The 24,217-nt window shown below is 60.5% G+C and carries 20 protein-coding genes, 1 pseudogene and 1 riboswitch; of the genes and pseudogenes, 13 read left to right on the top strand and 8 right to left on the bottom strand.

Going from position 1 to position 24,217, the window contains the following annotated elements; genetic code table 11:
• Positions 1–134 precede the first annotated feature (134 nt).
• Positions 135–719, top strand: coding sequence for a YajG family lipoprotein (locus AC1DHT_RS27410; RefSeq protein WP_019693608.1), 585 nt, complete (start codon positions 135–137; stop codon positions 717–719).
• Positions 720–1,379: 660 nt separating this feature from the next.
• On the opposite strand, the gene AC1DHT_RS27405 is transcribed toward AC1DHT_RS27410, so the two are convergent.
• The gene (locus AC1DHT_RS27405) at positions 1,380–1,586 is read right to left on the bottom strand and encodes a hypothetical protein (RefSeq protein WP_427543226.1); all 207 of its coding nucleotides are present in this window, start codon (positions 1,584–1,586) and stop codon (positions 1,380–1,382) included.
• Positions 1,587–1,768: 182 nt separating this feature from the next.
• Between AC1DHT_RS27405 and AC1DHT_RS27400 the strand changes: the two genes are divergently transcribed.
• Entirely contained in the window at positions 1,769–2,056 is a 288-nt protein-coding gene (locus AC1DHT_RS27400) for a hypothetical protein (protein ID WP_477761545.1), read from the top strand.
• Positions 2,057–2,116: 60 nt separating this feature from the next.
• Here the strand turns inward: AC1DHT_RS27400 and AC1DHT_RS27395 are convergent, their stop codons facing one another.
• Positions 2,117–3,283 (bottom strand): 1-acyl-sn-glycerol-3-phosphate acyltransferase, encoded by a 1,167-nt coding sequence (locus AC1DHT_RS27395; protein WP_427543232.1) that lies wholly within the window; start codon positions 3,281–3,283, stop codon positions 2,117–2,119.
• A 140-nt stretch (positions 3,284–3,423) separates the two neighbouring features.
• Between AC1DHT_RS27395 and AC1DHT_RS27390 the strand changes: the two genes are divergently transcribed.
• From AC1DHT_RS27390 to AC1DHT_RS27380, 3 genes are read left to right on the top strand one after another with little or no spacing between them, the layout of a single operon-like run.
• On the top strand, positions 3,424–3,606 hold the full coding sequence (locus AC1DHT_RS27390; protein ID WP_081013733.1) for a CPXCG motif-containing cysteine-rich protein: 183 nt from the start codon (positions 3,424–3,426) through the stop codon (positions 3,604–3,606).
• 12 nt (positions 3,607–3,618) lie between these two features.
• Positions 3,619–3,879 (top strand): putative signal transducing protein, encoded by a 261-nt coding sequence (locus AC1DHT_RS27385; RefSeq protein WP_054595657.1) that lies wholly within the window; start codon positions 3,619–3,621, stop codon positions 3,877–3,879.
• Positions 3,880–3,915: 36 nt separating this feature from the next.
• Positions 3,916–4,536 (top strand): SOS response-associated peptidase, encoded by a 621-nt coding sequence (locus tag AC1DHT_RS27380; RefSeq protein ID WP_103320210.1) that lies wholly within the window; start codon positions 3,916–3,918, stop codon positions 4,534–4,536.
• Positions 4,537–4,662: 126 nt separating this feature from the next.
• On the opposite strand, the gene AC1DHT_RS27375 is transcribed toward AC1DHT_RS27380, so the two are convergent.
• Both AC1DHT_RS27375 and AC1DHT_RS27370 read right to left on the bottom strand, forming a co-directional pair.
• Positions 4,663–5,406 carry a methyl-accepting chemotaxis protein gene (locus AC1DHT_RS27375; RefSeq protein WP_371917635.1) on the bottom strand — a complete coding sequence of 248 codons (744 nt, stop codon included), beginning with the start codon at positions 5,404–5,406 and terminating at the stop codon, positions 4,663–4,665.
• Positions 5,407–5,517: 111 nt separating this feature from the next.
• Positions 5,518–5,715, bottom strand: a pseudogene (locus AC1DHT_RS27370) (HAMP domain-containing protein); the annotation flags it as partial.
• Positions 5,716–7,080: 1,365 nt separating this feature from the next.
• Here AC1DHT_RS27370 and AC1DHT_RS27365 point away from each other — a divergent pair.
• A complete protein-coding gene (locus AC1DHT_RS27365) occupies positions 7,081–7,899 on the top strand; it encodes a M48 family metallopeptidase (protein ID WP_427531411.1) in 819 nt (272 codons plus the stop codon).
• Between the two features lie 133 nt (positions 7,900–8,032).
• Here the strand turns inward: AC1DHT_RS27365 and AC1DHT_RS27360 are convergent, their stop codons facing one another.
• The 3 genes from AC1DHT_RS27360 to AC1DHT_RS27350 form a co-directional block, all read right to left on the bottom strand.
• A complete protein-coding gene (locus tag AC1DHT_RS27360) occupies positions 8,033–8,617 on the bottom strand; it encodes a TMEM165/GDT1 family protein (RefSeq protein ID WP_427543236.1) in 585 nt (194 codons plus the stop codon).
• 88 nt (positions 8,618–8,705) lie between these two features.
• A riboswitch (yybP-ykoY riboswitch) is annotated at positions 8,706–8,829 on the bottom strand.
• Positions 8,830–8,868: 39 nt separating this feature from the next.
• A complete protein-coding gene (locus AC1DHT_RS27355; RefSeq protein WP_427531408.1) occupies positions 8,869–9,867 on the bottom strand; it encodes a methyltransferase in 999 nt (332 codons plus the stop codon).
• Between the two features lie 33 nt (positions 9,868–9,900).
• Positions 9,901–10,866, bottom strand: coding sequence for a 2-hydroxyacid dehydrogenase (locus AC1DHT_RS27350; RefSeq protein ID WP_427543239.1), 966 nt, complete (start codon positions 10,864–10,866; stop codon positions 9,901–9,903).
• A 92-nt stretch (positions 10,867–10,958) separates the two neighbouring features.
• On the opposite strand from AC1DHT_RS27350, the gene AC1DHT_RS27345 reads away from it, so the two are divergent.
• From AC1DHT_RS27345 to AC1DHT_RS27325, 5 genes are all read left to right on the top strand, one after another.
• On the top strand, positions 10,959–11,588 hold the full coding sequence (locus AC1DHT_RS27345) for a LysE family translocator (protein WP_054595664.1): 630 nt from the start codon (positions 10,959–10,961) through the stop codon (positions 11,586–11,588).
• Positions 11,589–11,733: 145 nt separating this feature from the next.
• Positions 11,734–13,416, top strand: coding sequence for a fatty acid--CoA ligase (locus tag AC1DHT_RS27340; RefSeq protein ID WP_054595665.1), 1,683 nt, complete (start codon positions 11,734–11,736; stop codon positions 13,414–13,416).
• A gap of 337 nt (positions 13,417–13,753) precedes the next feature.
• Positions 13,754–15,643 (top strand): DUF1302 domain-containing protein, encoded by a 1,890-nt coding sequence (locus AC1DHT_RS27335; protein ID WP_427543242.1) that lies wholly within the window; start codon positions 13,754–13,756, stop codon positions 15,641–15,643.
• A gap of 28 nt (positions 15,644–15,671) precedes the next feature.
• Positions 15,672–17,036 carry a DUF1329 domain-containing protein gene (locus AC1DHT_RS27330; RefSeq protein ID WP_427543245.1) on the top strand — a complete coding sequence of 455 codons (1,365 nt, stop codon included), beginning with the start codon at positions 15,672–15,674 and terminating at the stop codon, positions 17,034–17,036.
• A 217-nt stretch (positions 17,037–17,253) separates the two neighbouring features.
• Complete coding sequence (locus tag AC1DHT_RS27325; protein WP_427543248.1) at positions 17,254–19,992, top strand: winged helix-turn-helix domain-containing protein; 2,739 nt, start codon at positions 17,254–17,256, stop codon at positions 19,990–19,992.
• A 10-nt stretch (positions 19,993–20,002) separates the two neighbouring features.
• On the opposite strand, the gene AC1DHT_RS27320 is transcribed toward AC1DHT_RS27325, so the two are convergent.
• Complete coding sequence (locus AC1DHT_RS27320; RefSeq protein ID WP_054598237.1) at positions 20,003–20,917, bottom strand: LysR family transcriptional regulator; 915 nt, start codon at positions 20,915–20,917, stop codon at positions 20,003–20,005.
• Between the two features lie 245 nt (positions 20,918–21,162).
• Here AC1DHT_RS27320 and AC1DHT_RS27315 point away from each other — a divergent pair, with 245 nt between their 5' ends.
• Together AC1DHT_RS27315 and AC1DHT_RS27310 are read left to right on the top strand one after the other, a co-directional pair.
• A complete protein-coding gene (locus tag AC1DHT_RS27315; RefSeq protein ID WP_427543251.1) occupies positions 21,163–22,653 on the top strand; it encodes an aldehyde dehydrogenase in 1,491 nt (496 codons plus the stop codon).
• A 22-nt stretch (positions 22,654–22,675) separates the two neighbouring features.
• A complete protein-coding gene (locus AC1DHT_RS27310; RefSeq protein ID WP_442114811.1) occupies positions 22,676–24,046 on the top strand; it encodes an aspartate aminotransferase family protein in 1,371 nt (456 codons plus the stop codon).
• Positions 24,047–24,217 lie beyond the last annotated feature (171 nt).

Here is a 24,217-nt window from a genome sequence, read left to right as displayed (position 1 = left end):
ACACTGGTGTTACGGAGCACCCGATACACGTGACATTACATATCTCTTCAGCAAGTGTTCAGGGTTGCTGGTTCGAAGAGGATGCCGACCGCTATACTGCGGGTCTGTCTGTATTTGTATCTGGAGATTAGCGCATGTTGCAACGCCTGTTGTTCGGTTTGATCACTGTGACCAGCTTGACCCTGGTTGGCTGCGCCAACAGCCCGCAACAACTAGCCCCGGAGCCGAAACTGACGACTCAGTTGGCGCCGGTCGGACATGGTCAGCCGGTGGTGGTGAGGGTGGTCGATGGCCGTCCGTCGCCAACGTTGGGCACCCGTGGTGGCCTGTACCCTGAAACCAGCGCAATCACGGTGCAAGGTGCGCAAATCCTGCCGAAACTGCAGGCTCAGGCCGAAGCGGCTGTGCGTTTGCTGGGGTTCACGCCAACGCCTAATGCTTACAACGCGCCGCAGTTGACGGTGACGCTGGCGGAGCTGACGTATCAGTCGCCCAAAGAAGGCATGTATGTGACTGAGGCGACTATTGGCGCGGCTTTCCGCTCTGATGTGCAGAATGCCAATCATCGTTACAGCGGCCGTTATGCGGCGTCGCTGAATCAGCGTTTTGGTATGGCGCCGAATCAGGAAACCAACACCAAGCTGGTGAGCGATGTGTTGAGTGATGCGTTGACCCGGTTGTTCAAGGATCCGACGGTGGGCCAGATGCTCGCCCAATAACGGTCGTTGTCTTCAAGAAGCCCGGCGCCAGTGATGGCTCCGGGCTTTTTTTGTGCCTGCCGGTTTTTGGGGGGCTTTCCGTGGGAGCGAGCCTGCTCGCGAAGGCGCCCCGACAGCCGACCCATCTCCCGCAGATATACATAGATCTACTGTGGGAGCGAGCCTGCTCGCGAAGGCGGTCGGACAGCCGACCCATCTCCCGCAGATGTACACCAATCCACTGTGGGAGCGAGCCTGCTCGCGATGGCGGCCTGAAAGCCGACCAATCTCTTGCAGGTGTACATATCCATTCCTGCGGTAACGGCTGCTTAGGGTTTCGCCCTTACGGCGACTCACTTTTCCAGACGCCGAAAAGTAAGCAAAAGGCTTCGCCCCAAGCGTACGGCACCTCGCCTAGGCTCGGCGTCCCCTCATTCCGGTGTCCATCAGGGGGCATCGCCTACGGTCTGCTTCGCGACGACCTCCTCTCGATGTGTCCGGCTGCGCCGTACGGCGCTGCGCGCCCCCCCTGATGAACACCTCCACTCGGCCTTCCGAAGGGGCGGGTGGATCAAGATCAAGATCAACAGCATGGCGGCCTTCCGGCCGGCCTGAGTGGTAGGGGCGCATCACTTCGATGTGGGTGGGCGGTCTTGGCTTTTTGACGGGGTGCGGCAGCTTCTAGGCCGCTTCTACATAAAAATCCAGCATGCTCACGCCGGTCAACAGGTCGGTTTCCGGCAGGTCGGCGTGTGGGTGGCCGCCGAGGGCGCAGTAGACGAGCCAGTGGCGGTCCTGGACGTTGAAAGCGAGGCTGCCGACGAGGTTTTGTTGTTCGTCGCTGGGGGTGATGAGGTAGAGGCGATCCTGGTTTTCTGCGTGCAGCATGACAGGCTCCCTGTCGGTTTCGAGGGGCGACAGACTGGCTTGTTAAGGTGACGTTCAGGTGACAGCGCACATTAATCAGTAAATTACCGGTCACTGGAGTGCAAAACGCAGGGCGTAAAAAGCGTCTGGCCACTTGCCGCTGTTTTCAGGCCACAAGTGCTGTTTTTTACGTGAGGGGCATAATGTCGCTGCATATGAGCTGGTCTGCTGTCAGCGCCCATCCCGGCGGCCTGATGAATCTTTTTGCGTTGTTGATCGCCTTGCCCGGTGCCTGGCTGTTGCACGTGACCCGTCGTCGCGAACGGCTGGCGCTGAAGAACCTGGGGGCACAAAGCGCGGTACGGGCGGTCGATGAACCGCTGCTGTTTCCGGAAAGCGCGACGCTGCGCCTGAACCGGTTTTGCTACCGTTTCGGCTTTGCCTGCCTGRCCTTGGCGCTATTGCTGTCGTGGATCAGCCGGCATTTTTGAGATTCGCATCGCACATGAAAACGGCGCCCCGAGGCGCCGTTTTTGTATTCAGCCAAAACTTTACAGCGGCAATCCCGCTTTGACCCGGTACTGATTGCGCACCGGTGTTGCGTATTGCAGCACCAGGAACGGCCGATGTTCCTCGGGGCAGGCGTCGAGGCGGCTTTGCCATTCTTGCTGGGCCTTGGCCAATTCCTCGGCCGGGAACAGCGTGGCTGCGCTCGGCACCTGCAGTTGCGGGTCGGCGTTGCTCCATTGGGCGTACGCCAGGTAGTGCACCGGGAACAACCGGTAACCGCCGAGGATCTGCCGGTCCATCTCGATTGCCAGTTGCTTGGTGTCTTCGAACAGTTCGCTGATCGGTGCCGCGAAGTTCACGTGGACCCGGCCTTTGTAGCCGGTGATGCCTTTGGCGATGCTCACATCGTCCTCGCCGGGCGCCTTGGTGTAGCTACCGGTGGTGGCGCGGATGTACAGCTCGCGGGCCTTGGCCTGATCGCACGGGTCGTACTCGTAGCTGATCGACACTGGCGTCAGGTTCAGCGACTTGATGACCTCGCCAAACGGCTCGTCCTTGCGGCTCATATGGAACATCTTGAGGATCGCCGACTCGGTACGGTCGTCACCGTCCTTGGCGCGGCCTTCGGCCTGGGCGATCCAGATCGACTGGCAGTCGTTGAGGATCGAGTGATTGATATAGGCCGAGAGCAACTGATACGCCGCCATCTTCTCGCGCCGACCGCTGATGGAGCGGTGCACGATAAAGCTCTTGTTCAGGCGCATCAGATCGCTGACGAAGGGCTTTTGCAGCAGGTTGTCGCCAATCGCGATGCGCGGCGTCGGCAGGCCGGCGTGGTAGATCGCGTAGTTGACGAAGGCCGGGTCCATGACGATGTCACGGTGGTTGGCCAGAAACAGATAAGCGCGGCCGGACTTGAATTGTTCGACCCCGGTGTAGGTCACGCCGTCGGTGGCCCGCTCGATGGTGTGGTCGACATAAAACTCGACCTTGTCCTGCAAGGTTGCAACCGAACGGACGCCGGCAAACTCACGGCGCAGCCGATAAGCTATAAGTGGTTTGAGCATCCAGCCGAAAGCACCGGCAAAACGCGGGAAGCGGAAGTGGGTGAGGATATCTAGAAACGCCTTGTCGCCCAGCAAACGTGCCAGCACCGCTGGGACTTCGCTGTCGTCATAAGGTCGGATGGCATCGAATTCGCCCATCATGCTCTCTTGTTAGAAACGGCTAGGGTAAGTAATGGATTGGATCGATTACGGCAGGTGTACAGTCTGAAAAATACGCCCAAACAAAAATGGCCCTGCAAATAGACCGGCGATTATACGCACAAGTCACTTGGGAGACCGCGATGCTGGAAACCGAGCGCTACGAATGTCCTTATTGTGGTGAAGAGTCAGAGGCGGTTCTGGATTTGTCGGGAGGGGATCAGACGTATATCGAGGATTGCCCCGTGTGTTGTCGGCCGATCACATTTACTCTGCAGACCGATGGTCATGAATGGATGCTCGAAGTTCACAGCGAAAACGAGTGAAGGGTGGCTTCTATGCAGCGTATCTACGAACCGGAAAACCTGATGGAAGGTGAGTTGCTGCAAGGCATGCTGGCCAGCGAAGGGGTCGAGGCGCATCTGGTGGGGCGTGATCTGCTGGGCGGCGCGGGCGAGTTGCCGGTGTTCGGGCTGCTGGGCCTGGCGGTGGATAACGATCAGGCGCAATACGCGCGCGAGTTGATCGCTGCGTACAATGCCGCGCTGCCGATGCCCGGCGACGAACCGGATAGCTTTCCCGACGTCCTGGTCTGTTAGGCTGGCCTCCGTTTTCGTTCAGAGTCGTGTTGCCCCATGTGTGGACGTTTTGCCCTGTTTCGTTGGAACCCCGCGTTCGCGGCCTTGCCCGGTTTCCCGGCCGATCAGCAGGCGCAGTGGAATATTTCGCCCAATGATTCGGTGCTGATCCTGCGCGCCGAGGCGGGGCAGCGCACGCTGGCCCGCGCGCGTTGGGGGCTGACGCCACCGTGGCTGACCGACCTGTCGAAGACCCCGGCCCATGCCCGGGCAGAGACCGTCGCCGAGCAACCGATGTTTCGTGAGGCTTTCCGTCTGCGCCGCTGCCTGTTGCCGGCCAACGGCTTTTACGAATGGCGCGGTACTACCCGCAAGCGCCCGTACTGGCTGACGCCGGGCGAAGGTTCGGCGCTGTTTTTTGCGGCGATCTGGGAAGCGTATCCGGTGCAGGAACAGGTGTGGCTGAGCACGGCAGTGGTGACTCAGGCCGCCTCGAATCAGCGTCGTCCGTTGATTCTCGATGCCGCTGGTCAAGAGGCCTGGCTCAACCCCGAAACCCCGTTGCACACCTTGCAGGCGCTGCTCGCCAGCGAACCTGCGGCCTTGCGCGAGCGGGTGCTGGCGAACCTGGTGAATGATCCGAAACTCAATGCGCCGGAATGCCTGACGCCGGGTTGATGGGGTGTCTGTTCGGACGCCATCGCGAGCAGGCTCGCTCCCACACTGGATCTCCATTGTTCGCGGATTTTGTATCCACTGGAGATCAAATGTGAGAGCGAGCCTGCTCGCGATGGGGCCTTGGGATCAAACCTTGAACTGATTGATCAACCGCCGCTGCTGCTCGGCCAGTTTCGTCAGGTCGGCACTGGCCGCGCTCGATTCATCCGCGCCGCCCGCGACTTCATTGGCCACCTGGCCGATATTGATCACGTTGCGGTTGATGTCATCGGCAACCGCGCTTTGCTCTTCGGCGGCACTGGCGATCTGGGTGTTCATGTCATTGATCACCGACACCGCCTGAGTGATGGTCTCCAGCGCCTGCGCCGCCTTGGCCGCGTGCTGCACGCTTTCATCGGTCTTGTTCTGGCTGTCTTCCATCACCCGCACCACATCGCGCGTGCCTTGCTGCAACTGCTGAATCATCGACTGGATTTCTTCAGTTGCCTGCTGGGTTTTCTGCGCCAGGTTGCGCACTTCATCGGCTACCACCGCAAAACCCCGACCTTGCTCACCCGCCCGTGCGGCCTCGATGGCTGCGTTCAACGCCAGCAAGTTGGTCTGTTCGGCAATCCCGCGAATGGCGATCAGGATCGCATTGATGTTCTCGCTGTCCTTGGCCAGGGTTTGCACCACGCCGACCGCTTTACCGATTTCCACCGCGAGCACGCCAATCGAGGTCGAGGTGTCGCGCACGATCTGCATGCCTTGGGCGGCGGCCTGATCCGCGTGGCTGGCAGCTTGGGCAGCCTGGGTCGCATTGCGCGCCACGTCCTGGGCGGTGGCGGTCATTTCCTGCACCGCGGTGGCCACCTGATCGATCTCGGCCATTTGCTTGTGTACGCCGAGGTTGGTGCGAATGGCGATGTCGGCGGTATGTTCGGACGAATCGCTGACGCTCTGCACCGAGGTCACCACCTGGGTGATCATCGCCTGCAACTTGGCGAGGAAGGTATTGAAGCCCTTGGCGATCGAGCCGAGTTCGTCGGCGCGGTCACTGGTCAGGCGGCGCGTCAGGTCACCTTCGCCCTGAGCAATGTCATCGAGCATCACGACCATCTGCTTCAGCGGGCGGGCGATGCCGTGCCCCACCAGCCAGATCACCAGCAAGCCCAGGCCGGCAATCACCAGACCGACCATGGCCATGCCAAAGGTGTCAGCCTTGCGCTGGGTGTTCAGGTCGCCTTGCAGTTGTTGCAGGTCGGCCATGACCGCGTTCAGCGGCAATTGCAGCAGCAGGGTCCAGCGTGCATCGGTCTGGCCGATGCCGAATGGCAGGTACAGCTCGATCCTGCCGTTGGCCTTGTCGACGTTATAGGTCACTTCGCCGAGATTGAGCTTGCCGAGGTTGGCGACCTGAGTGGCATCGAGGATGTCGCTGACTTTTTCGCCGAACTTGCTCGGGTCCTTGGTGTAGGCGACCAGACGCTGGTTGCCGCCGATCAGGGCCATTTCGCCGGCACCGTTATAAAGCTTCTGGTTGGCGGCCAGGAGCATTTCCTGAATGAAGTTCACCGACAAGTCAGCGCCGACGATGCCCTGAAAGGTGCCGTTGAGCATGATCGGTTCAATAAAGGAGGCGAGCATGACGATCTTGTCGCCGACCTTGTAAGGCGCCGGGTCGATCACACAGGATTTTTTGCTTTCCTGGGAGCACAGGTAGTACTCACTGGAGCGCACACCCGTGGACAACACGGTACGGTCGTTGACGTCCGCCAGCTTGTCGACGCCCAGCGTGCCATTGTCGTTGCGGAACCACCACGGCAGGAAGCGCCCGGTGGTGGCGTCGATGCCGACGGTTTTACTGCCAATGTAGGCCGCGTCATTGTGATCCAGTGCGTTCGGTTCCCAGCCGATGTACGTGCCGAGAATCTTCGGATTCTTCGCGACGTTTTCCTTGATCAGGCTGATCAACTGTTCGCGGCTGAGGGTCAGCGCCGGTTTGCCGTCGGCATCCTGGGAGCCGATCAAGGCGTTGACCCGAACCAGCCCACCGGCGATCAGCAGGGGCGCTTCGAGTTCGCGCTGGATCTGGCTGACCTGGGTTTGCGCCAGTCCACGCAGGCGTTGTTCGATGACTTGCTCGAATTGCGCCTGGGTCCGCTGCTGGACCATTTCCTGGGTCCGTGCGCCGGAAAACAGTGCATACAGCACCAGCGCAGCCACCACGCTGAGCACAATGGCACCGGCAAGCGCGGCGACGGAAAACTGGATCGACTTGAATTTCATAAGGGCTCCGGACGCAGGAATGACGTCTGCCGGGTTGTATCGGCGCACGTGTGGCGGTCCATGAGCGGTTTTTTTGTCGATGGCTGTTTTTGATCAGTGCAGGTCGCATAGAGACAGGTGTCGGGCCCGTGTGCTTTCGGGGCAGCGATGTTTTATGAATTTATGGCGACGGTGAAAGGAAATGTATCGGTAAATGCCGCGCTATACGTCTGTTGTATCTGGCGCCGATACAATGCACCGCCTAGGATACGCGGCATGTTTTCAGGGAGTGTTTTCATGAGCAAGAGAGTGGTTTTGTGTGTGCTGGGTGCAAGTCTGCTGCTCAGTGGTTGCCAGTCGGTCAACACCACCAACGGCGGCGCGGTGGGTGTGGAACGCAAGCAGTACATGTTCAGCATGCTGTCGAGCGATGAGGTCAACCAGATGTATGCCCAGTCCTACCAAAAGACGGTGGGTGAGGCGAGCAACAAGGGTGTGCTGGACAAGAACAGCAGCGAGGCCAAACGGGTCCAGGCGATTGCCAATCGGCTGATCGCGCAGGCACCGGTCTTCCGGCCGGATTCGGCGCAGTGGCAGTGGGAAGTCAACTTGATCAAGAGTGATGAGCTCAACGCCAACTGTGGTCCTGGCGGCAAGATTATTTTCTACACCGGGCTGATCGACAGCCTGAAGCTGACCGACGATGAAATCGCTGCGGTCATGGGCCATGAAATCGCCCACGCCTTGCGTGAGCATGGTCGTGAAGCGATGTCCAAGGCCTATGGCATCGAAATGGCCAAGCAGGGCGCCGGTGCCTTGCTCGGGTTGGGGCAGGACACCCTGGCATTGGCCGACACTGTGGCCAACTACGGCATGACCTTGCCCAACAGCCGCGCCAATGAAAACGAAGCTGACCTGATCGGCCTGGAGCTGGCGGCCCGCGCCGGCTACAACCCGAACGCGGCGATCACCCTGTGGGACAAAATGAACAAGGCTTCCGAAAGTTCTCCACCAGAGTTCATGAGCACTCACCCGTCCTCCAGCAGCCGGGTTGAGTCGCTAAAGGCAGCGATTCCGAAAGTCATGCCGCTTTACCTGCAGGCCAAGAAGTCCTGATGGTTTTATATCGTCAGTAATGGCCTCATCGCGAGCAGGCTCGCTCCCACATTTGATCTCTGGTGTACACGGGACCAATGTGGGAGCGAGCCCGCTCGCGATAAACGATGACGCGGTCTACCGACCTACCACGTCAAATCCACCCGCTACTCTGCATCGCCTTGTACACCGCGACGATGGCCAGGATGAAGAACGCCGACGCTGCCAGGCGGCGGATCAGGGTCAGGGGCAGTTTGTCTGCGGCAAAATTACCCGCCAGCACCACTGGCACGTTGGCAATCAGCATGCCGAGCGTGGTGCCGATGACCACCAGCCACAGCTCCGGGTACTGGGCGGCAAGCATCACGGTGGCGATCTGGGTCTTGTCACCGATTTCAGCGAGGAAGAACGCAATCAGCGTGGTCAGGAACGGCCCGAATTTGCGCGCAGTGCTGGCTTCGTCCTCATCCATCTTGTCCGGCACCAGGGTCCACAGCGCGGTCGCGGTAAAGCTTGCGGCGAGGATCCAGTGCAGCGTCGCATCCGAGAAGAAACTCCCGAACCAGGCACCGACGGCACCTGCAGCCGCGTGGTTGGCCAGGGTTGCAGCGACGATACCGGCGATGATCGGCCAGGGTTTGCGAAAGCGGGCGGCGAGAATGAGCGCGAGCAATTGCGTCTTGTCGCCGATTTCGGCCAAGGCAACGACAGCGGTGGGAACGAGCAGAGAATCCAGCATCAGGGTTTTCCTAAGGGGCGGGTCGACACGGCTATGACACGTACAGCCTCCCCGCCCCGGGTAAGGTGTTCGTGTCATAGGTCTTGTCAAACCCTGCGATCCATCTGAGTGGACGCTTGGGTCGCATACGCCATGGTCTGAGGACCAAGTATGTTGACGTATGCCGGACGAGCATGGCGCTCGTGGGAGACTACTCCCCTAGGACGGAGCGGATTCTGCCTAGGCAAAATCCATTCGGCAAGCGCTAATTTCTAGCCGCGCTTGGCCCGGTAGATCCGGAAACCTTGCCCTTCGGCCTTGATCGCACACACACCGAGATGCTCCTCGATCAGCGGCTGATATTTCAGGAAGCTGTTAGCCACCAGGCGAAGTTCGCCGCCGTTTTTCAGATGCTTGGCTGCTTTTCGCAGCAGATTCTCCGTGGCGTGATAATCGGTGTGGACCCCGACATGAAACGGCGGATTGCTCAGAATCGCGCTCAAACCCATCGGCGCAGCGTCGATGCCATCGCCGGTCAGCACCTCTGCCTCCAGACCGTTGGCCGCCAATGTCAGGCGGCTGCTGGCGGCGGCGAACGCATCAACGTCGAGCAGGGTGACGGTGTTGTGTGGATAACGCCGTTTCACCGCCGCGCCCAACACGCCGGCACCACAACCGAAGTCGAGCAAGTGACCGCTTGGCAGTTTGTCGAGGTGTTCGAGCAGCAGCGCGCTGCCGCGATCCAGTCGACCGTGACTGAACACGCCCGGCAGGCTGATGACTTTCAGTGGGCCTTCAGCCAGCGGCAGTTCGTATTCCTGTGCCAGGCTTTCCAGCGATTTGGCCTCCGGCGCATTAGCCACAGTGACTTGCCAGAGCTGGCAGTGGCGTGCGCTGTCGAGCTTGCGCGGTTTGCCGAAGGGGTTCAGCTGTTTGGCCGCGCCTTCGATGCCGCTGCGTTTTTCACCCACCAGGTACAGCTCACGACCGGCCAGGCGCGAGGCGAGGGCGTTGAGGATGTAGTCGGTCAGGTCCTTGGATTTGGGCAGGAACACCACCGCCGTTTCAAACTCTCGGCTCGGGGCATTCACGCCAAAGTGGCTGCGCTCGGCAAAGCGTGCGTCCAGCGCCGCCTGGTCGCCTGCGTGCCAGCACCAGCCGTGAGCGTTGGGCAATTTGCCGAGCAAGTCATCGGCGGGCAAACCGGCCAACAGCAAATCGCCTTGAAACAATTCGGCCTGACGAAGCAGTACTTCACTGCGCGGATCCATACTCTGCTCCTTGAAAAAAAGTGCGGCAGTTTATCAACTGACGACCCGCCGCGCTGTACCGCTGAAGAAGCCTTGGGCGTTTTCGGCCAGTTGACCGACGATCCGTTGCCGCGCCTCGCGGCTGCCCCAGGCGTTGTGCGGGGTGACGATCAAGCGCGGGATGTCGGCAGCCAACAGCGGATTGCCGGCGGTGGGTGGCTCGACGCTCAAGACGTCGGTCGCCGCGCCGCCCAGATGCCCGTTGCGCAACGCATCGGCCAAGGCTTGTTCGTCGATCAGCCCACCGCGTGCGGTGTTGACCACAAAGGCGCCGGGTTTGAGCAGCGCCAGTTCGCGGGCACCGATGAAATTACGGGTATGTTCGTTGAGTGGGCAGTGCAGGGTCAGCGCGTCGATTTGCGGCAGCAGTTCATCCAGCGGCAAACGGTCGGCACGGGCCGGGCGTCCAGGCAGTTGGCCGAGCAACACGCGCATGCCAAAGGCTTCGGCCAGCCGCGCGACGGCACCACCCAATTCACCATGGCCGAGCAGGCCAAGGGTTTTGCCTTCGAGTTCGACGATCGGGAAATCCAGCAGGCAGAACTGTTTGGCCTGCTGCCAGCGACCTTCAGCGACGGCTTTCTGATAGTCGCTCAGGCGGGTGGCGAGGTTCAGCAACAGCATGATCGTGTGCTGCGCCACTGACGGCGTGCCGTAACCCTGGCAGTTGCTCACGGTAATCCCTTGGGCGCGGGCGACGGCCAGGTCGACATTGTTGGTGCCCGTGGCGGCGATCAGGATCAGCTTCAGTTCGGGGCAGGCCTTGAGGGTTTCGGCGTTCAGCAGGACTTTATTGCTGATCGCCACGCTGGCGCCTTTCAGCCGTTCGACGATGTTGTCAGGCGTGGTCAGCGAGCGCAGTTGCAAGTCATCGAAGCACTGCTGCAACCCACTGAGGTCCAGGTCGCCGAGGTCCAGTGAACTGTGGTCGAGGAATACGGCGCGGCGATTGTTCGTCATTAACTGTACCTTTTGCGCATGAGTCTGAAGGCGTAATCTGCCGAGCCTACCAGATGAAACAAGTCGTTACGCTTGGCCTAAAGGAGCCCCCCATGTACTGGACAGAGTTTTTGACCGTCGCCCTGATTCACCTGCTTGCCGTCGCAAGCCCGGGTCCGGACTTTGCCGTGGTGGTGCGTGAGGCCGTGACCCACGGTCGTCGCGCAGGGACCTGGACGGCGCTGGGTGTCGGCTCGGCGATTTTCCTGCACGTGGGCTACTCGTTGCTGGGTATCGGCCTGATCGTCTCGCAGTCGATCATGCTGTTCAACGCGCTGAAATGGCTGGCGGCCGCCTACTTGCTGTACATCGGCTTCAAGGCCCTGCGCGCGCAGCCTGCGAAACCTGCCACTGAAAACCTGCACAAGGAAGCCGGCGAGCGCACCGCCCGCGGCGCATTTACCTCAGGTTTCGTGACCAACGGCCTGAACCCTAAAGCCACGCTGTTTTTCCTGTCGCTGTTTACCGTGGTGATCAACCCGCACACACCGCTGGCGATTCAGGCCGGTTACGGCGTTTACCTGGCTGCGGCCACCGCAATCTGGTTCTGCCTGGTGGCGATGCTGTTCAGCCAGCAGCGCGTACGGGCCGGTTTTGCCCGCATGGGCCACTGGTTCGACCGTACGATGGGCGTGGTGCTGATCGCCATCGGCGTGAAGCTGGCCCTGACCGAGATGCATTGATCCACTCTCGGAAACAAATGCTGGCGCAAAGCCAGCATTTGTACGGCTCTGCAAATCATCCCTTTGGCTGATTTAGCTGGCGCTCCGGCTGACTAAAGTGCTTATCTTTTCAGTCACGACCGTGTAGTCAGATAAAGGGATGCTTATGTTGGAGACGCGCGTTATTCCGCCAGCCGAAGGCGCTTATCAATACCCGCTGTTGATCAAGCGGCTACTGATGTCCGGCAGCCGTTACGAGAAAACCCGCGAGATTGTCTACCGCGACCAGTTGCGCTACAGCTACCCGACCCTCATCGAGCGTGTCGCGCGGCTGGCCAACGTGCTCACGGCGGCCGGGGTCAAGGCCGGGGATACCGTGGCCGTGATGGATTGGGACAGCCATCGCTACCTCGAATGCATGTTTGCCATCCCGATGATCGGTGCGGTGATCCACACCATTAACGTGCGCCTGTCGCCCGAACAGATTCTCTACACCATGAATCACGCCGAGGACCGCTTCGTGCTGGTCAACAGCGAGTTCGTCGGGCTGTACCAGGCGCTTGCCGGGCACCTGACCACGGTCGAGAAAACCCTGCTGCTCACCGATCTGCCGGAAAAAACCGCCGACCTGCCCAACCTGGTCGGCGAGTACGAGCAACTGCTGGCTGCCGCGAGCACCCAGTACACCTTCGAAGATTTCGACGAAAACTCGGTGGCGACCACCTTCTACACCACCGGCACCACCGGCAATCCCAAGGGCGTGTATTTCACCCATCGGCAGCTGGTGCTGCACACCATGGGTGTGTCGACAATCATGGGCAGCATCGACAGCGTGCGCCTGCTGGGCACCAACGACGTGTACATGCCGATTACCCCGATGTTCCACGTGCATGCCTGGGGCTTGCCGTACGTGGCGACCATGCTTGGGCTCAAGCAGGTTTACCCCGGCCGCTACGACCCGGAATACCTGGTGGAGTTGTGGCGCAAGGAAAAGGTCAGCTTTTCCCATTGCGTGCCGACCATCCTGCAAATGGTCCTCAACGCCAAGTCCGCGCAAGGCACGGATTTCGGCGGCTGGAAAATCGTCATCGGCGGCAGCGCCCTGAACCGCGCGCTGTACGAAGCGGCCAAGGCCAAGGGCATTCAGTTGACTGCCGCCTATGGCATGTCGGAAACCGGCCCGCTGGTGTCCTGCGCTCACCTCAACGATGAACTGATGGCCGGCACCGAAGACGAACGCACCACGTATCGCATCAAGGCCGGCGTGCCGGGTCCCTTGGTGGAAGCGGCGATCATTGACGCTGATGGCAACTTCCTGCCGGCCGATGGCGAGTCCCAGGGCGAACTGGTGCTGCGTGCGCCGTGGCTCACCGAAGGTTATTTCAATGAACCCGAGAAGGGCAAAGAGCTCTGGGCCGGGGGCTGGCTGCACACGGGCGATGTGGCGACCCTGGACAGCATGGGGGTGATCGACATCCGTGACCGGATCAAGGACGTGATCAAGACCGGTGGCGAGTGGATTTCCTCCCTGGACCTCGAAGACCTGATCAGCCGCCATCCGGGGGTACGCGAAGTAGCAGTGGTCGGTATCCCTGACCCGCAATGGGGCGAACGCCCGTTTGCCTTGCTGGTGCTCCGTGAAGGCCATGCGATAGGCGCCCGGGAACTCAAGGAACACCTCAAGCCTTTCGTCGAGCTGGGGCACCTGAGCAAGTGGGCCATCCCGAGCCAGATCGCCCTTGTTACTGAAATTCCCAAGACCAGTGTCGGCAAGCTCGACAAGAAGCGTATCCGCGTCGACATCGCACAATGGCAAGCCAGCAACAGCACCTTCCTTTCGACGCTGTAAGCGTCCTTTGCCGGGCCCGAAAGGGCCCGGCAAGCCCACCAAGCAAGCGCTTGGCTTGTTTATTCAGAATTTTCAGCCATCCTTGCCGGGCCGACATCTGTCGGATTGGCAACAGGACTGTTCCAGAGTGGTGGGGGCTGCAAATCACACTTTAGAGGGATCAAGCAGTACTACCTGCTGGCTATAGTCCGCTCAAGGATTTTTAAGAACGGGGCAAACGCACAAAACGGGGCGATGCAACTTTGAATGACTTCGGGACGACATGGGCTCCCCGTTATTCAGAGCGTTTTTAGAAGTGCTCAATGCCATAACAATAAAAGCACATGGAGTAGCGTCGATGACATCAATAAACCAGTTCTGGCGCCGGGCAAAACTGCCTCTGGCAGTCAGTCTCGCCTCTACGCTCGCCGGGCCTGCCTTCGGCGTCAGTTTCAACGTCGGTGAAATCGAAGGTCAGTTCGACTCGTCCCTCTCCCTGGGCATGAGTGTGTCCACCCAACAGCCGAACAAGAACCTGATTGGTGTCAACAATGGTGGCAAGGGCCTGTCCCAGACCTCCGATGACGGTCACTTGAACTTCAAGAGCGGGCAAGCCTTTTCGAAAATCTTCAAGGGCATCCATGACCTTGAACTGAAATACGGTGATACCGGCGTCTTCGTGCGCGGTAAATACTGGTACGACTTCGCGCTGCAAAACCAGGACCTGGAATTCAAGAACGTCAGCAATGACGGACGCAAGGAAGGCGCCAAGTCGTCGGGTGGGGAAATCCTCGACGCCTTCGTCTATCACAACTACTCCATTGCCGATGAGCCGGGTTCCGTGCGCTTGGGCAAACAGGTGGTCAACTGGGGTGAAAGTACCTTCATCGGTGGCGGCATCAACTCGATCAACCCGATCGACGTGTCCGCATTCCGTCGCCCGGGTGCCGAGATCAAGGAAGGCCTGATCCCGGTCAACATGTTCTACATCTCGCAAAGCCTGACCGAGAACCTGTCGGCCCAAGCGTTCTACCAGATTGGTTGGGACCAGACCGTTGTCGACAACTGCGGCACGTTCTTCTCCCAGCCAGACATCATTGCCAACGGTTGCACGGACAATCTGCGCGTGCTGAACAAGCGCTCGACCATCCCGCCCATCGCCTTGGGGCCATTGGCTGCGAACGGTGTCAACGTCAACGAAGAGGGTGTACTGGTGCGTCGCGGGCAAGACCGCGAGGCGAGCAATAGCGGCCAGTGGGGCGCGGCCTTCAAGTACATGTTCGATCCGCTGGACACCGAGTTCGGTGCCTACTTCATGAACTACCACAGCCGTGCACCGATCTTCAGTGCTACCGGTGCTCCGCAGTCGATCTATAACGGTGTCAAGGCATTGCCGGGGCCGTTCCAGGCCCTCGGTCCGCTGCTGGTCGCGGGTAACTCGCAGTACTTCGTCGAGTACCCGGAAGACATCCGCCTCTACGGTCTGAGCTTCTCCACCACCCTGCCTACCGGTACGGCGTGGAGCGGTGAGATCAGCTACCGGCCGAATGCGCCGGTGCAGTTGAACTCCACCGATATCCTGTTCGCCGGTGTTCGTCCGCTGGGGGGCGCGCTGACCAATGCTTCGCTGCTCCAGGGTGTTCCTGGGGAAGACCTGCACGGCTATCGCCGCAAGGAAATCACCCAGATCCAGACCACCTTCACGCACTTCTTCGATCAGGTCATGGGCGCCCAGCGTCTGACCGTGGTGGGTGAAGTCGGACTGACTCACGTCGGTGGCCTGGAAAGCAAGTCCGATGTCCGTTATGGCCGCGATCCGGTCTTCGGCCCAGGCGAACTGCCCGCCACGGGTGCTCTGGACACCTGCTCGCAGATCCTTAACACCTCCACCATCAACGGTGCCGGGGCAGGCGCTGCGACGAACAACCGTAGTACCAACTGCAATAGCGACGGTTTCACCACTGCCAACTCCTGGGGCTACCGCGCACGCGCCATCTGGGAATACCCGGACGTCTTCGCCGGCGTGAACCTCAAGCCCAACGTCGCCTGGTCCCATGACGTCAGCGGTTACTCGCCAGGCCCTGGCGGCAACTTCGAGGAAGGTCGCAAAGCGGTCAGCCTGGGTCTCGATGCCGAGTACCAGAACACCTACACCGCGAGCCTCGCGTACACCAACTTCTTTGGCGGCAAGTACAGCACCGTGGATGATCGCGACTTCGTTGCGCTCAGCGTCGGCGTGAACTTCTAAGCACTGCATCTTCAGGACGAACAAGAATATGAAAGTAACCAAAAGTCTGTTGCAAGCGGGTGTCCTCGGGCTTTCGCTGCTGGCGACCGCAGTCATGGCAGCGGTTCCGGCTGCTGAAGCGGACAAGTTGGGCAAGAGCCTGACGCCAATGGGTGCGGAAATGGCAGGCAATGCCGATGGCTCGATCCCGGCCTGGAAACCCATGCCGAAAAACGCCGGCACCGTCGACAGCAAGGGTTTCCTGTCCAACCCGTATGCCAGTGAGCAACCTCTGTTCACCATCACCGCGAAAAACGTCGACCAGTACAAAGACAAACTGGCGCCGGGCCAATACGCGATGTTCAAGCGTTACCCGGACACCTTCAAAATGCCGGTTTACCCGTCTCATCGCGGCGCGACCGTGCCGGATCAGGTGTTCGCCGCCATCAAGAAGAACGCCACCAACACCAACCTGGTGTCCGGCGGCAACGGCTTGGAAAACTTCGAAACCGCCGTGCCGTTCCCGATTCCGAAAAGCGGCGTCGAAGTCATCTGGAACCACATCACCCGCTATCGCGGTGGCAGCGTGACCCGTCTGGTGACCCAGGCCACGCCGCAACCGAACGGCTCCTACAGCCTGGTGTACTTCCAGGACCAGTTCGTGTTCCGCGACAAGATGAAGGATTACGACCCGAAAAACCCGGGCAACATCCTGTTCTACTTCAAGCAGAAAGTGACCGCGCCGGCGCGTCTGGCCGGTGGCGTGCTGCTGGTGCATGAAACCCTCGACCAGGTGAAGGAACCGCGTTCGGCGTGGGTCTACAACGCCGGTCAGCGTCGTGTGCGTCGTGCCCCGCAAGTGTCCTATGACGGCCCGGGTACCGCTGCCGATGGCCTGCGTACTTCCGATAACCTGGACATGTACAACGGTGCTCCGGATCGTTACGACTGGAAGCTCGAAGGCAAGAAAGAGATGTACATCGCCTCCGACAGCTACAAGCTCGACTCGCCGGCGCTCAAGTACGACGAAATCATCAAGGCCGGTCATATCAACCAGGACCTGGCGCGTTACGAACTGCGTCGCGTCTGGCATGTGGTTGCGACCCTGAAGGAAGGTCAGCGCCACATTTATGCCAAGCGTGACTTCTACATTGACGAAGACACCTGGCAAGCCGCGGTCATCGATCACTACGACGGCCGTGGTCAACTCTGGCGTGTGGCTGAGGCGCATGCCGAGAACTACTACGACCAGCAAGTGCCGTGGTATGCCCTGGAAACCCTCTACGACCTGCAGTCCGGGCGCTATCTGGCACTGGGGATGAAGAACGAAGAGAAACGTGCGTATGACTTCGGCTTTACCGCCAGCACCAGTGATTTCACCCCGGCTGCACTGGCTCAGGACGGTGTTCGCTAACGTGTCGTAACACCGAGGCCGCATCCTCGAAAAACGCCCCGACTGGTTCGGGGCGTTTTTTTTGTCTCGAAAAAAGATCGGTGCATCACCAGCCCCGCAACTTTAGTTCGTAGTCTTTTTGTAGCCATTTGTAGCAGGAACCTTCAATCCGCTCCGGTTTACCGCTAGTCTGCGGACATCTGCAATGCCGACAACAGCACCTAAACAAGAGTTGGCTATGACTGACCTGTTCCGAATCCAAAGGCCATCCGGCGCGGCAATGCCTGTGCTGGAAGGGCGGTTTTACCGGCCCCCCTTGCCCGACAGCTATGTGCTGCGGCCTCGTCTGTGCGAGCGGCTGAGCGCCGGGTTGCAGGGGCGATTGCTGCTGGTCAGCGCGCCGGCGGGGTTCGGTAAAAGCTCATTGGCGGTAGAGTTCTGTCAGAGCCTGCCGGCGCATTGGCAAAGTCTCTGGCTGGGGTTGAGCCCGCGCGACAATGACCCCGGACGTTTCCTCGAACGGTTGCTTGACGGCCTGCAAAACTATTTTCCACAGCTAGGCAGCCAGGCCCTCGGCCTGCTGAAAATGCGTCAACGCCATCAACCGTTCGCCTTCGAAGAATGGCTGGACGGGCTGCTCGATGAGCTGGCCATTCACCTGTCACCGAGCACGCCGTTGCTGCTGGTTCTGGATGACTACCATCTGGCCCAGGGCCCGGTGCTCGATCGCTGCCTGCAATTTTTCCTCAATCACTTACCCGATGGCCTGCTGGTGCTGGTGACCAGTCGCCAGCGTCCCGACTGGCACCTGGCGCGTTTGCGCCTGTCGCGGCAATTGCTTGAGCTGAGCGAACAGGACCTGCGCCTGACCCACGACGAATCCCTGACCCTGCTGGATCGACACAGCAGCTCATTGCGCGGCGAGGCGCTGGAGAGTTTGATCCAGCGCAGCGAAGGTTGGGTCGCGGGGCTGCGTTTCTGGTTGCTGGCCGCCTCTGAAGCGCGCAATGGCGGCGCGTTGCCGCAGCCGCTGCACGGTGGCGAGGGCTTGATACGCGACTATTTGCTTGAAGAAGTCATCGATTGCCTGCCCGCCGAAGTGCAGTCGTTTCTGTACGACACCGCACCGCAAGAGCGCTTCTGCAGCGAGCTCTGCGATGCGGTGCGCGAAGCCCATGACAGCGCCGAGATCCTGCGCTTTCTGCTGTCCCATCAAGTGTTCCTGGTGCCGCTCGACGAGCACGGTCATTGGTACCGTTATCACCATCTGTTTTCCGACCTGTTGCGCAGTCGGCCGACCGCCAATGCCATGGTGCCCACCGCCAGCCTGCACCTGCGCGCCTGCCGCTGGTTCAACGCCCAGGGTTTGCTCGATGAAGCGGTAGAGCAGGCATTGCGCGCCGGGCACCTGGATGTAGCGGCGAACCTGGTACAGAACCTTTCCGAAGAACAACTGCTGGCCGAACAGAACGTCGGCATGCTGCTGCGCTGGAAAATGGACTTGCCCGACAGCCTGCTGATCAGCACCCCGCGACTGATCGTGCTGTACAGCTGGGCGCTGGGTCTGGCCTGCCAGCTTGATGCGGCTGAAGAGTTGGCCAATCACTTGAGTCGCTTCCTGCCGGCACCGTCGGCCACCGCGCAGAAATCCATGCTGGCGCAGTGGCTGGCGCTCAGCGGGATCATCGCTCGTGGTCGCGGCCAGCGTGAACTGACGCTGCTGTATTGCACCGAAGCGCTGGAGAGCCTGCCGCACAAACGCTACGGGCAGCGCTTGATGTGCCTGTCGACCTTGTCCAACCTGGCGATCGCCGACGCGGACCTGTGGCGCGCCCGGGGTTTGAACCGTGAGTCGCTGGAGCTGGCGCAACGGGTCGGTAATCCGCTGTTCGAGGCGCTGGCCCATTACGACCGCGCACGGGTGCTGCAAGCGCGCGGGGAAATTCTTCGCTCGCTGGATGAAGTGCATCAGGGCCAGCAACGTTTGCAGGGTCTATCGTCGCAGCGGCTGTATGCGATTCGCGCGCGCCTGACCTTGTATGAAGGTTTTCTGCTGACCCTGCTCCTGCAACCCGAAACCGGGCTGGCGCGATTGCGGACGGGGTTGAACGAAGCGCGGGCCTGTCGCGATATCAGCGTGCTGATCGGTCATTGTGTGATCGCCAAGCTTGAAGGCTGCAACGGCGAGTTCGCCCGGGCGTTTGCCGAACTGGCCGAGGCCGAACGGCTGATGCACATCTGGGACGTGCCGCCGATTTACTACCTGGCGATGATCACGCTGGTGAAATGCGAGCTGTGGCTGGCTCAGGGGCGCACCGATCTGGCCGAAGCCTGGCTGGCGCGACTCGGTCAGACCTACAACGGCGAGCACGCCGCGGCACCACCGGAGTTTCATCCGCAAATGCCGCTGCACATCGAATTGCAACAAGCGCTGCTGGAGTCCATCCAGGGGCAGCCGATGCTGGCGGAAGGGCGGCTGAACGCACTGCTGGAACATGGGCAGAAGACCGGAAGGCAGATGCTCAGCGTGATGGCGTTGAGTCAGAAGGTGGCACTGCTACTGAATAATGGCCGTGAACCTGAAGCGCGTCAGGCGTTGGGGCAGGCCTTCGAGGCGGCGGCCGGTGGCGTGCTGCAACCTTTTGGCGGGTTACTGCGCGATCACCCGGACTGGTTGCGTGAGCAACTGGCGCAGTGTCCGGCCGGTGCCCTGCGTGAGAGCCTGATCGAGCGCTTGCCCCAAGCCGCTGCCCGCGAGACGGTTGAGCCGCAGCACCCCGGTGAAGCCCTCAGCGTCCGCGAACAGGCAGTCCTGCAATTGATCGCCCAAGGCTGCTCGAATCAGGAAATCAGCGATCAGCTGTTCATCTCGCTGCATACCGTCAAAACCCACGCCAGCCACATCAACAGCAAACTCGGTGTCGAACGCCGCACCCAGGCCGTGGCTCGGGCCAAGGAATTGGGCTTGTTGGTGTAACGACCAGCGATCAGGGACGGGCCTTGGCGGTCAGTTGCTCCCGGCAATAATCGGCAAACAACTGCGCCGGTTTGGTCAGTTGCCCACGTTTGAGCCAGGCCGCCACCAACCCCGAACCGGTGACGTCTTCGACAATGTCGACGCACACCACTTTCTGCCCGTCATAGGTGCATTCCGAATGCGGCCGGGTGACCAGAATCGAAAAGCCGAAACCCTGGCCAACCATCCCGCGCACCATCTCGATCGACGGCGAGCTGAAAGCGATTCTGGGCGTCAGGCCAAGTTCTTCAAACAAACTGACGAAGTAGGTCCGGCTCGGCTGCACGTCGAGCAGAATCATTGGTTCCAGGCACAGGTCACGCAGGGACACTTGCGCTTGCTGGGCAAAACGATGATCGGCCGGCAGCAGCGCGTAAGGCCGTTGCGCCGGCATCAGTGGTTCGGTTTCGATGGTGGCGTCCAGGTCGTGCTCGTAGAGGATCGCCAGATCGAAAGCGCCCGAGGTCAGGTTCTGTACCAGCTCTTGCTGCTCGCCGTCGCGGATGCGGATTTCCACCCCCGGATACAGCGCCGAGAACCCGGCAATCAATTGCGGCAGGTACAACGGCGCGACCGTTTCAAAGCAGCCGATATCGATCTGCCCGGACACCACGTCGTTGTCGGCCAGGGCGTTCTGTTCGAACTCCTTGGCCATGCGCAGCAGCTCCTGAGCCTTGCGGTAGAAGCGTGCGCCGCTGGGTGTCAGGGAAACGCCCTGGGCGTGGTGACGAATCAGCAACTGCACGCCAAAGCTGTTTTCCAGACCCTTGATCGCCGTGGAAATCGACGGCTGGGCGATGTACAGCTTCCGCGAAGCCTCGGCGACGCTGCCGCACTCGACGGTGGTAATGAAGTACTTCAATTGACGCAGATTGTAGGCAGCCACAGCAAACCTCGGGGTGGATGGGTTCGACGCCAGTCTTGACCGTTGAACCCAAGCAATTTGCGCACCGCCCTTATCCACTGCGGCGACGGTTTTGTTGTGCTTGAACAATAACCACATGGCGCGCACGCGGGGAGTTTGGCTGCCCAGTTTTTTCATGGCCTGCGACCACATATTTACTATTTTTCCCCGGCAGCCGCCTGAGCCACCATCGATTGCACAATAAAAAGTCCAAGGAGCATCCGAACGTGTTCGAGCTTGAATATTGGCAAGGCCAGGCCGCCGCACTGCAGTTTCGTAGGCAGGCGTTGATTGAGGGCAACCAGCGGCCGGCGCAGTCCGGGCAAACCTTTACCGCGATCAACCCGGCTACTGGCGCTGTTCTCGCCGAGGTGGCGGCTTGCGGTAATGAAGACGTCGATGCAGCGGTGATCAGCGCGCGACAGGCGTTTGAGTCGGGCGTGTGGTCGGCGCGTTCACCCAGTGAGCGTAAACAGGTGCTGCTGCGGTTGGCCGAGCTGATCATGGCCAACCGCGAAGAACTGGCGCTGCTCGATTCGCTGAACATGGGCAAACCGGTGATGGACGCCTACACCATCGACGTGCCGGGCGCCGCCGGGGTGTTTCGCTGGTACGCCGAAAGCCTCGACAAACTCTACGACCAGATTGCGCCGAGTGCGCAGAACGTGCTGGCGACCATCACCCGCGAAGCCCTTGGCGTGGTGGCCGCGGTGGTGCCGTGGAATTTTCCGCTGGACATGGCCGCCTGGAAACTTGCACCAGCGCTGGCCGCCGGCAATTCGGTGATCCTCAAGCCGGCCGAGCAATCGCCATTCTCCGCCTTGCGTCTGGGCGAACTGGCGCTGGAAGCGGGTGTACCGGCAGGCGTGCTCAACGTGCTGCCGGGCCTCGGTGAACAGGCCGGCAAGGCCTTGGGTTTGCACCCGGACATCGATTGCCTGGTGTTCACCGGATCGACTGAAGTCGGCAAATATTTCATGCAGTACTCGGCGCAGTCGAACCTCAAACAGGTGTGGCTGGAGTGCGGCGGCAAGAGCGCCAATCTGGTGTTCGCCGACTGTCAGGACCTCGACCTGGCGGCGCAGAAAGCCGCGTTCGGGATCTTCTTCAATCAGGGCGAAGTCTGCTCCGCCAACTCGCGGCTGCTGGTGGAACGCTCGATCCATGATGAGTTTGTCGAGCGCCTCAAGGTCCAGGTCGAGCGCTGGCAGCCGGGCGATCCGCTGGACCCGTCGAGTACGGCTGGGGCGATAGTCGACAGCCGGCAAACGGCGCGAATCATGAAATTCATCCAGCAGGCTGAACGCCAGGGTGCGAAGCGTGTGTGCGGCGGTCGGCAGTCGATTTTCAACGGCTCGGACAACTTCATTCAGCCGACGATTTTTACTGGTGTGACGGCGGACATGCCGCTGTTTCGCGACGAAGTGTTTGGCCCGGTATTGGCGGTCACGGCGTTCGATGACGAAGCCTGCGCACTGCAACTGGCCAACGACAGCGTCTATGGTCTAGCCGCGTCACTGTGGACCGACGACCTCAACCGCGCCCACCGCGTGGCGCGTCAATTGCGCGCCGGGACGGTGTCAGTCAATAGCGTCGATGCGCTCGACGTAACGGTGCCTTTTGGTGGCGGCAAGCAGTCCGGTTTTGGTCGCGACCTGTCGCTGCACTCATTCGATAAATACACCCAGTTGAAGACCACCTGGTTTCAACTGCGCTGACAATAAAAACGGAGAACTGGCGATGACCACCCCACGTGAAACCCGCGACTACCAGGCCGCCGATGCTGCGCATCACATCCACGCGTTCGTCGATCAGAAAGCCCTCAACGACGAAGGGCCACGGGTGATGGTCCGTGGCGACCGCCTGCATCTGTGGGACAACGACGGTCGGCGTTATCTGGATGGCATGTCCGGGCTGTGGTGCACCAACCTCGGTTACGGGCGCAAGGACCTGGCGGCTGCGGCGAGCCAGCAACTGGAGCAGTTGCCGTACTACAACATGTTTTTCCACACCACCCACCCGCAGGTGATCGAGCTCTCCGAACTGCTGTTCAGCTTGCTGCCGGGGCACTACAGCCACGCGATCTACACCAACTCCGGCTCCGAGGCCAACGAGGTGCTGATCCGCACGGTACGGCGCTACTGGACAATCCTCGGCAAGCCCGAGAAGAAAGTCATGATCGGCCGCTGGAACGGTTACCACGGCTCGACCCTGGCCGCGACGGCGCTGGGCGGGATGAAGTTCATGCACGAAATGGGCGGGATGATTCCAGACATTGCGCACATCGACGAACCGTACTTTTTCGCCCATGAAGGCAACCTCACGCCCGCCGAGTTTGGTCTGCGAGCAGCGCAGCAACTCGAAGAGAAGATTCTTGAACTGGGTGCCGATAAGGTCGCCGGTTTCATCGCCGAACCGTTCCAAGGCGCTGGCGGGATGATCTTTCCGCCAGAGAGTTACTGGCCGGAAATTCAGCGGATCTGCCGTAAATACGATGTGCTGCTGTGTGCCGATGAAGTGATCGGCGGCTTCGGGCGCACCGGTGAATGGTTCGCCCACGAGCACTTCGGTTTCGAGCCCGACACCTTGTCCATTGCCAAGGGCCTGACCTCGGGCTACATCCCCATGGGCGGGCTGATTCTGTCGAAAAAAATGGCCCAGGTGTTGGTGGAGCAGGGCGGGGTATTCGCTCATGGCCTGACCTATTCCGGGCACCCGGTGGCGGCGGCAGTGGCGATTGCCAACCTCAAGGCCTTGCGCGATGAAGGTGTGGTCACGCGGGTCAAGGACGACATCGGCCCGTACCTGCAAAAGTGCCTGCGCGAAGTGTTCGGCAATCACCCGTTGGTCGGTGATATCCAGGGCGTGGGTATGGTCGCGGCCTTGCAGTTGGCCGAGGACAAAACCAGCCGCAAACGCTTCGCCAACGAGAACGACATCGCCTGGCGCTGCCGCACGATTGGCTTCGAAGAAGGGGTGATCATTCGCTCCACACTCGGCCGGATGATCATGGCTCCGGCACTGATTGCCACGCGTGAAGAAGTGGATGAACTGGTCGGCAAAACCTTGCGCGCGGTAGATCGTACGGCGCGGGAATACGGCCGGCTCTGAGATTGCTGGAAGGTCCTGCGGACCTTATCGCGAGCAAGCTCGCTCCCACATTGGAACTGCGTTGACTTCGGTAATGAGGTCGACATAGAACCCCTGTGGGAGCGAGCCTGCTCGCGATTGCTTTCGCCCATTCAACACACTCCTCACCGCCTGCACCCACCCCGCGCACCC

Source organism: Pseudomonas sp. 05N432 (assembly GCF_056396945.1).
The sequence above is the reverse complement of the archived record's forward strand: the minus strand, read 5'-3'. Positions and strand labels throughout refer to the sequence as shown.

Bases quoted from the DNA above. Each gene is read 5' to 3' on its own strand.
- AC1DHT_RS27410 (WP_019693608.1), top strand. From the start codon at position 135: ATGTTGCAACGCCTGTTGTTCGGTTTGATCACTGTGACCAGCTTGACC.
- AC1DHT_RS27405 (WP_427543226.1), bottom strand. From the start codon at position 1,586: ATGCTGCACGCAGAAAACCAGGATCGCCTCTACCTCATCACCCCCAGC.
- AC1DHT_RS27395 (WP_427543232.1), bottom strand. From the start codon at position 3,283: ATGATGGGCGAATTCGATGCCATCCGACCTTATGACGACAGCGAAGTC.
- AC1DHT_RS27390 (WP_081013733.1), top strand. From the start codon at position 3,424: ATGCTGGAAACCGAGCGCTACGAATGTCCTTATTGTGGTGAAGAGTCA.
- AC1DHT_RS27385 (WP_054595657.1), top strand. From the start codon at position 3,619: ATGCAGCGTATCTACGAACCGGAAAACCTGATGGAAGGTGAGTTGCTG.
- AC1DHT_RS27380 (WP_103320210.1), top strand. From the start codon at position 3,916: ATGTGTGGACGTTTTGCCCTGTTTCGTTGGAACCCCGCGTTCGCGGCC.
- AC1DHT_RS27375 (WP_371917635.1), bottom strand. From the start codon at position 5,406: ATGGCCGAGATCGATCAGGTGGCCACCGCGGTGCAGGAAATGACCGCC.
- AC1DHT_RS27365 (WP_427531411.1), top strand. From the start codon at position 7,081: ATGAGCAAGAGAGTGGTTTTGTGTGTGCTGGGTGCAAGTCTGCTGCTC.
- AC1DHT_RS27360 (WP_427543236.1), bottom strand. From the start codon at position 8,617: ATGCTGGATTCTCTGCTCGTTCCCACCGCTGTCGTTGCCTTGGCCGAA.
- AC1DHT_RS27355 (WP_427531408.1), bottom strand. From the start codon at position 9,867: ATGGATCCGCGCAGTGAAGTACTGCTTCGTCAGGCCGAATTGTTTCAA.
- AC1DHT_RS27350 (WP_427543239.1), bottom strand. From the start codon at position 10,866: ATGACGAACAATCGCCGCGCCGTATTCCTCGACCACAGTTCACTGGAC.
- AC1DHT_RS27345 (WP_054595664.1), top strand. From the start codon at position 10,959: ATGTACTGGACAGAGTTTTTGACCGTCGCCCTGATTCACCTGCTTGCC.
- AC1DHT_RS27340 (WP_054595665.1), top strand. From the start codon at position 11,734: ATGTTGGAGACGCGCGTTATTCCGCCAGCCGAAGGCGCTTATCAATAC.
- AC1DHT_RS27335 (WP_427543242.1), top strand. From the start codon at position 13,754: ATGACATCAATAAACCAGTTCTGGCGCCGGGCAAAACTGCCTCTGGCA.
- AC1DHT_RS27330 (WP_427543245.1), top strand. From the start codon at position 15,672: ATGAAAGTAACCAAAAGTCTGTTGCAAGCGGGTGTCCTCGGGCTTTCG.
- AC1DHT_RS27325 (WP_427543248.1), top strand. From the start codon at position 17,254: ATGACTGACCTGTTCCGAATCCAAAGGCCATCCGGCGCGGCAATGCCT.
- AC1DHT_RS27310 (WP_442114811.1), top strand. From the start codon at position 22,676: ATGACCACCCCACGTGAAACCCGCGACTACCAGGCCGCCGATGCTGCG.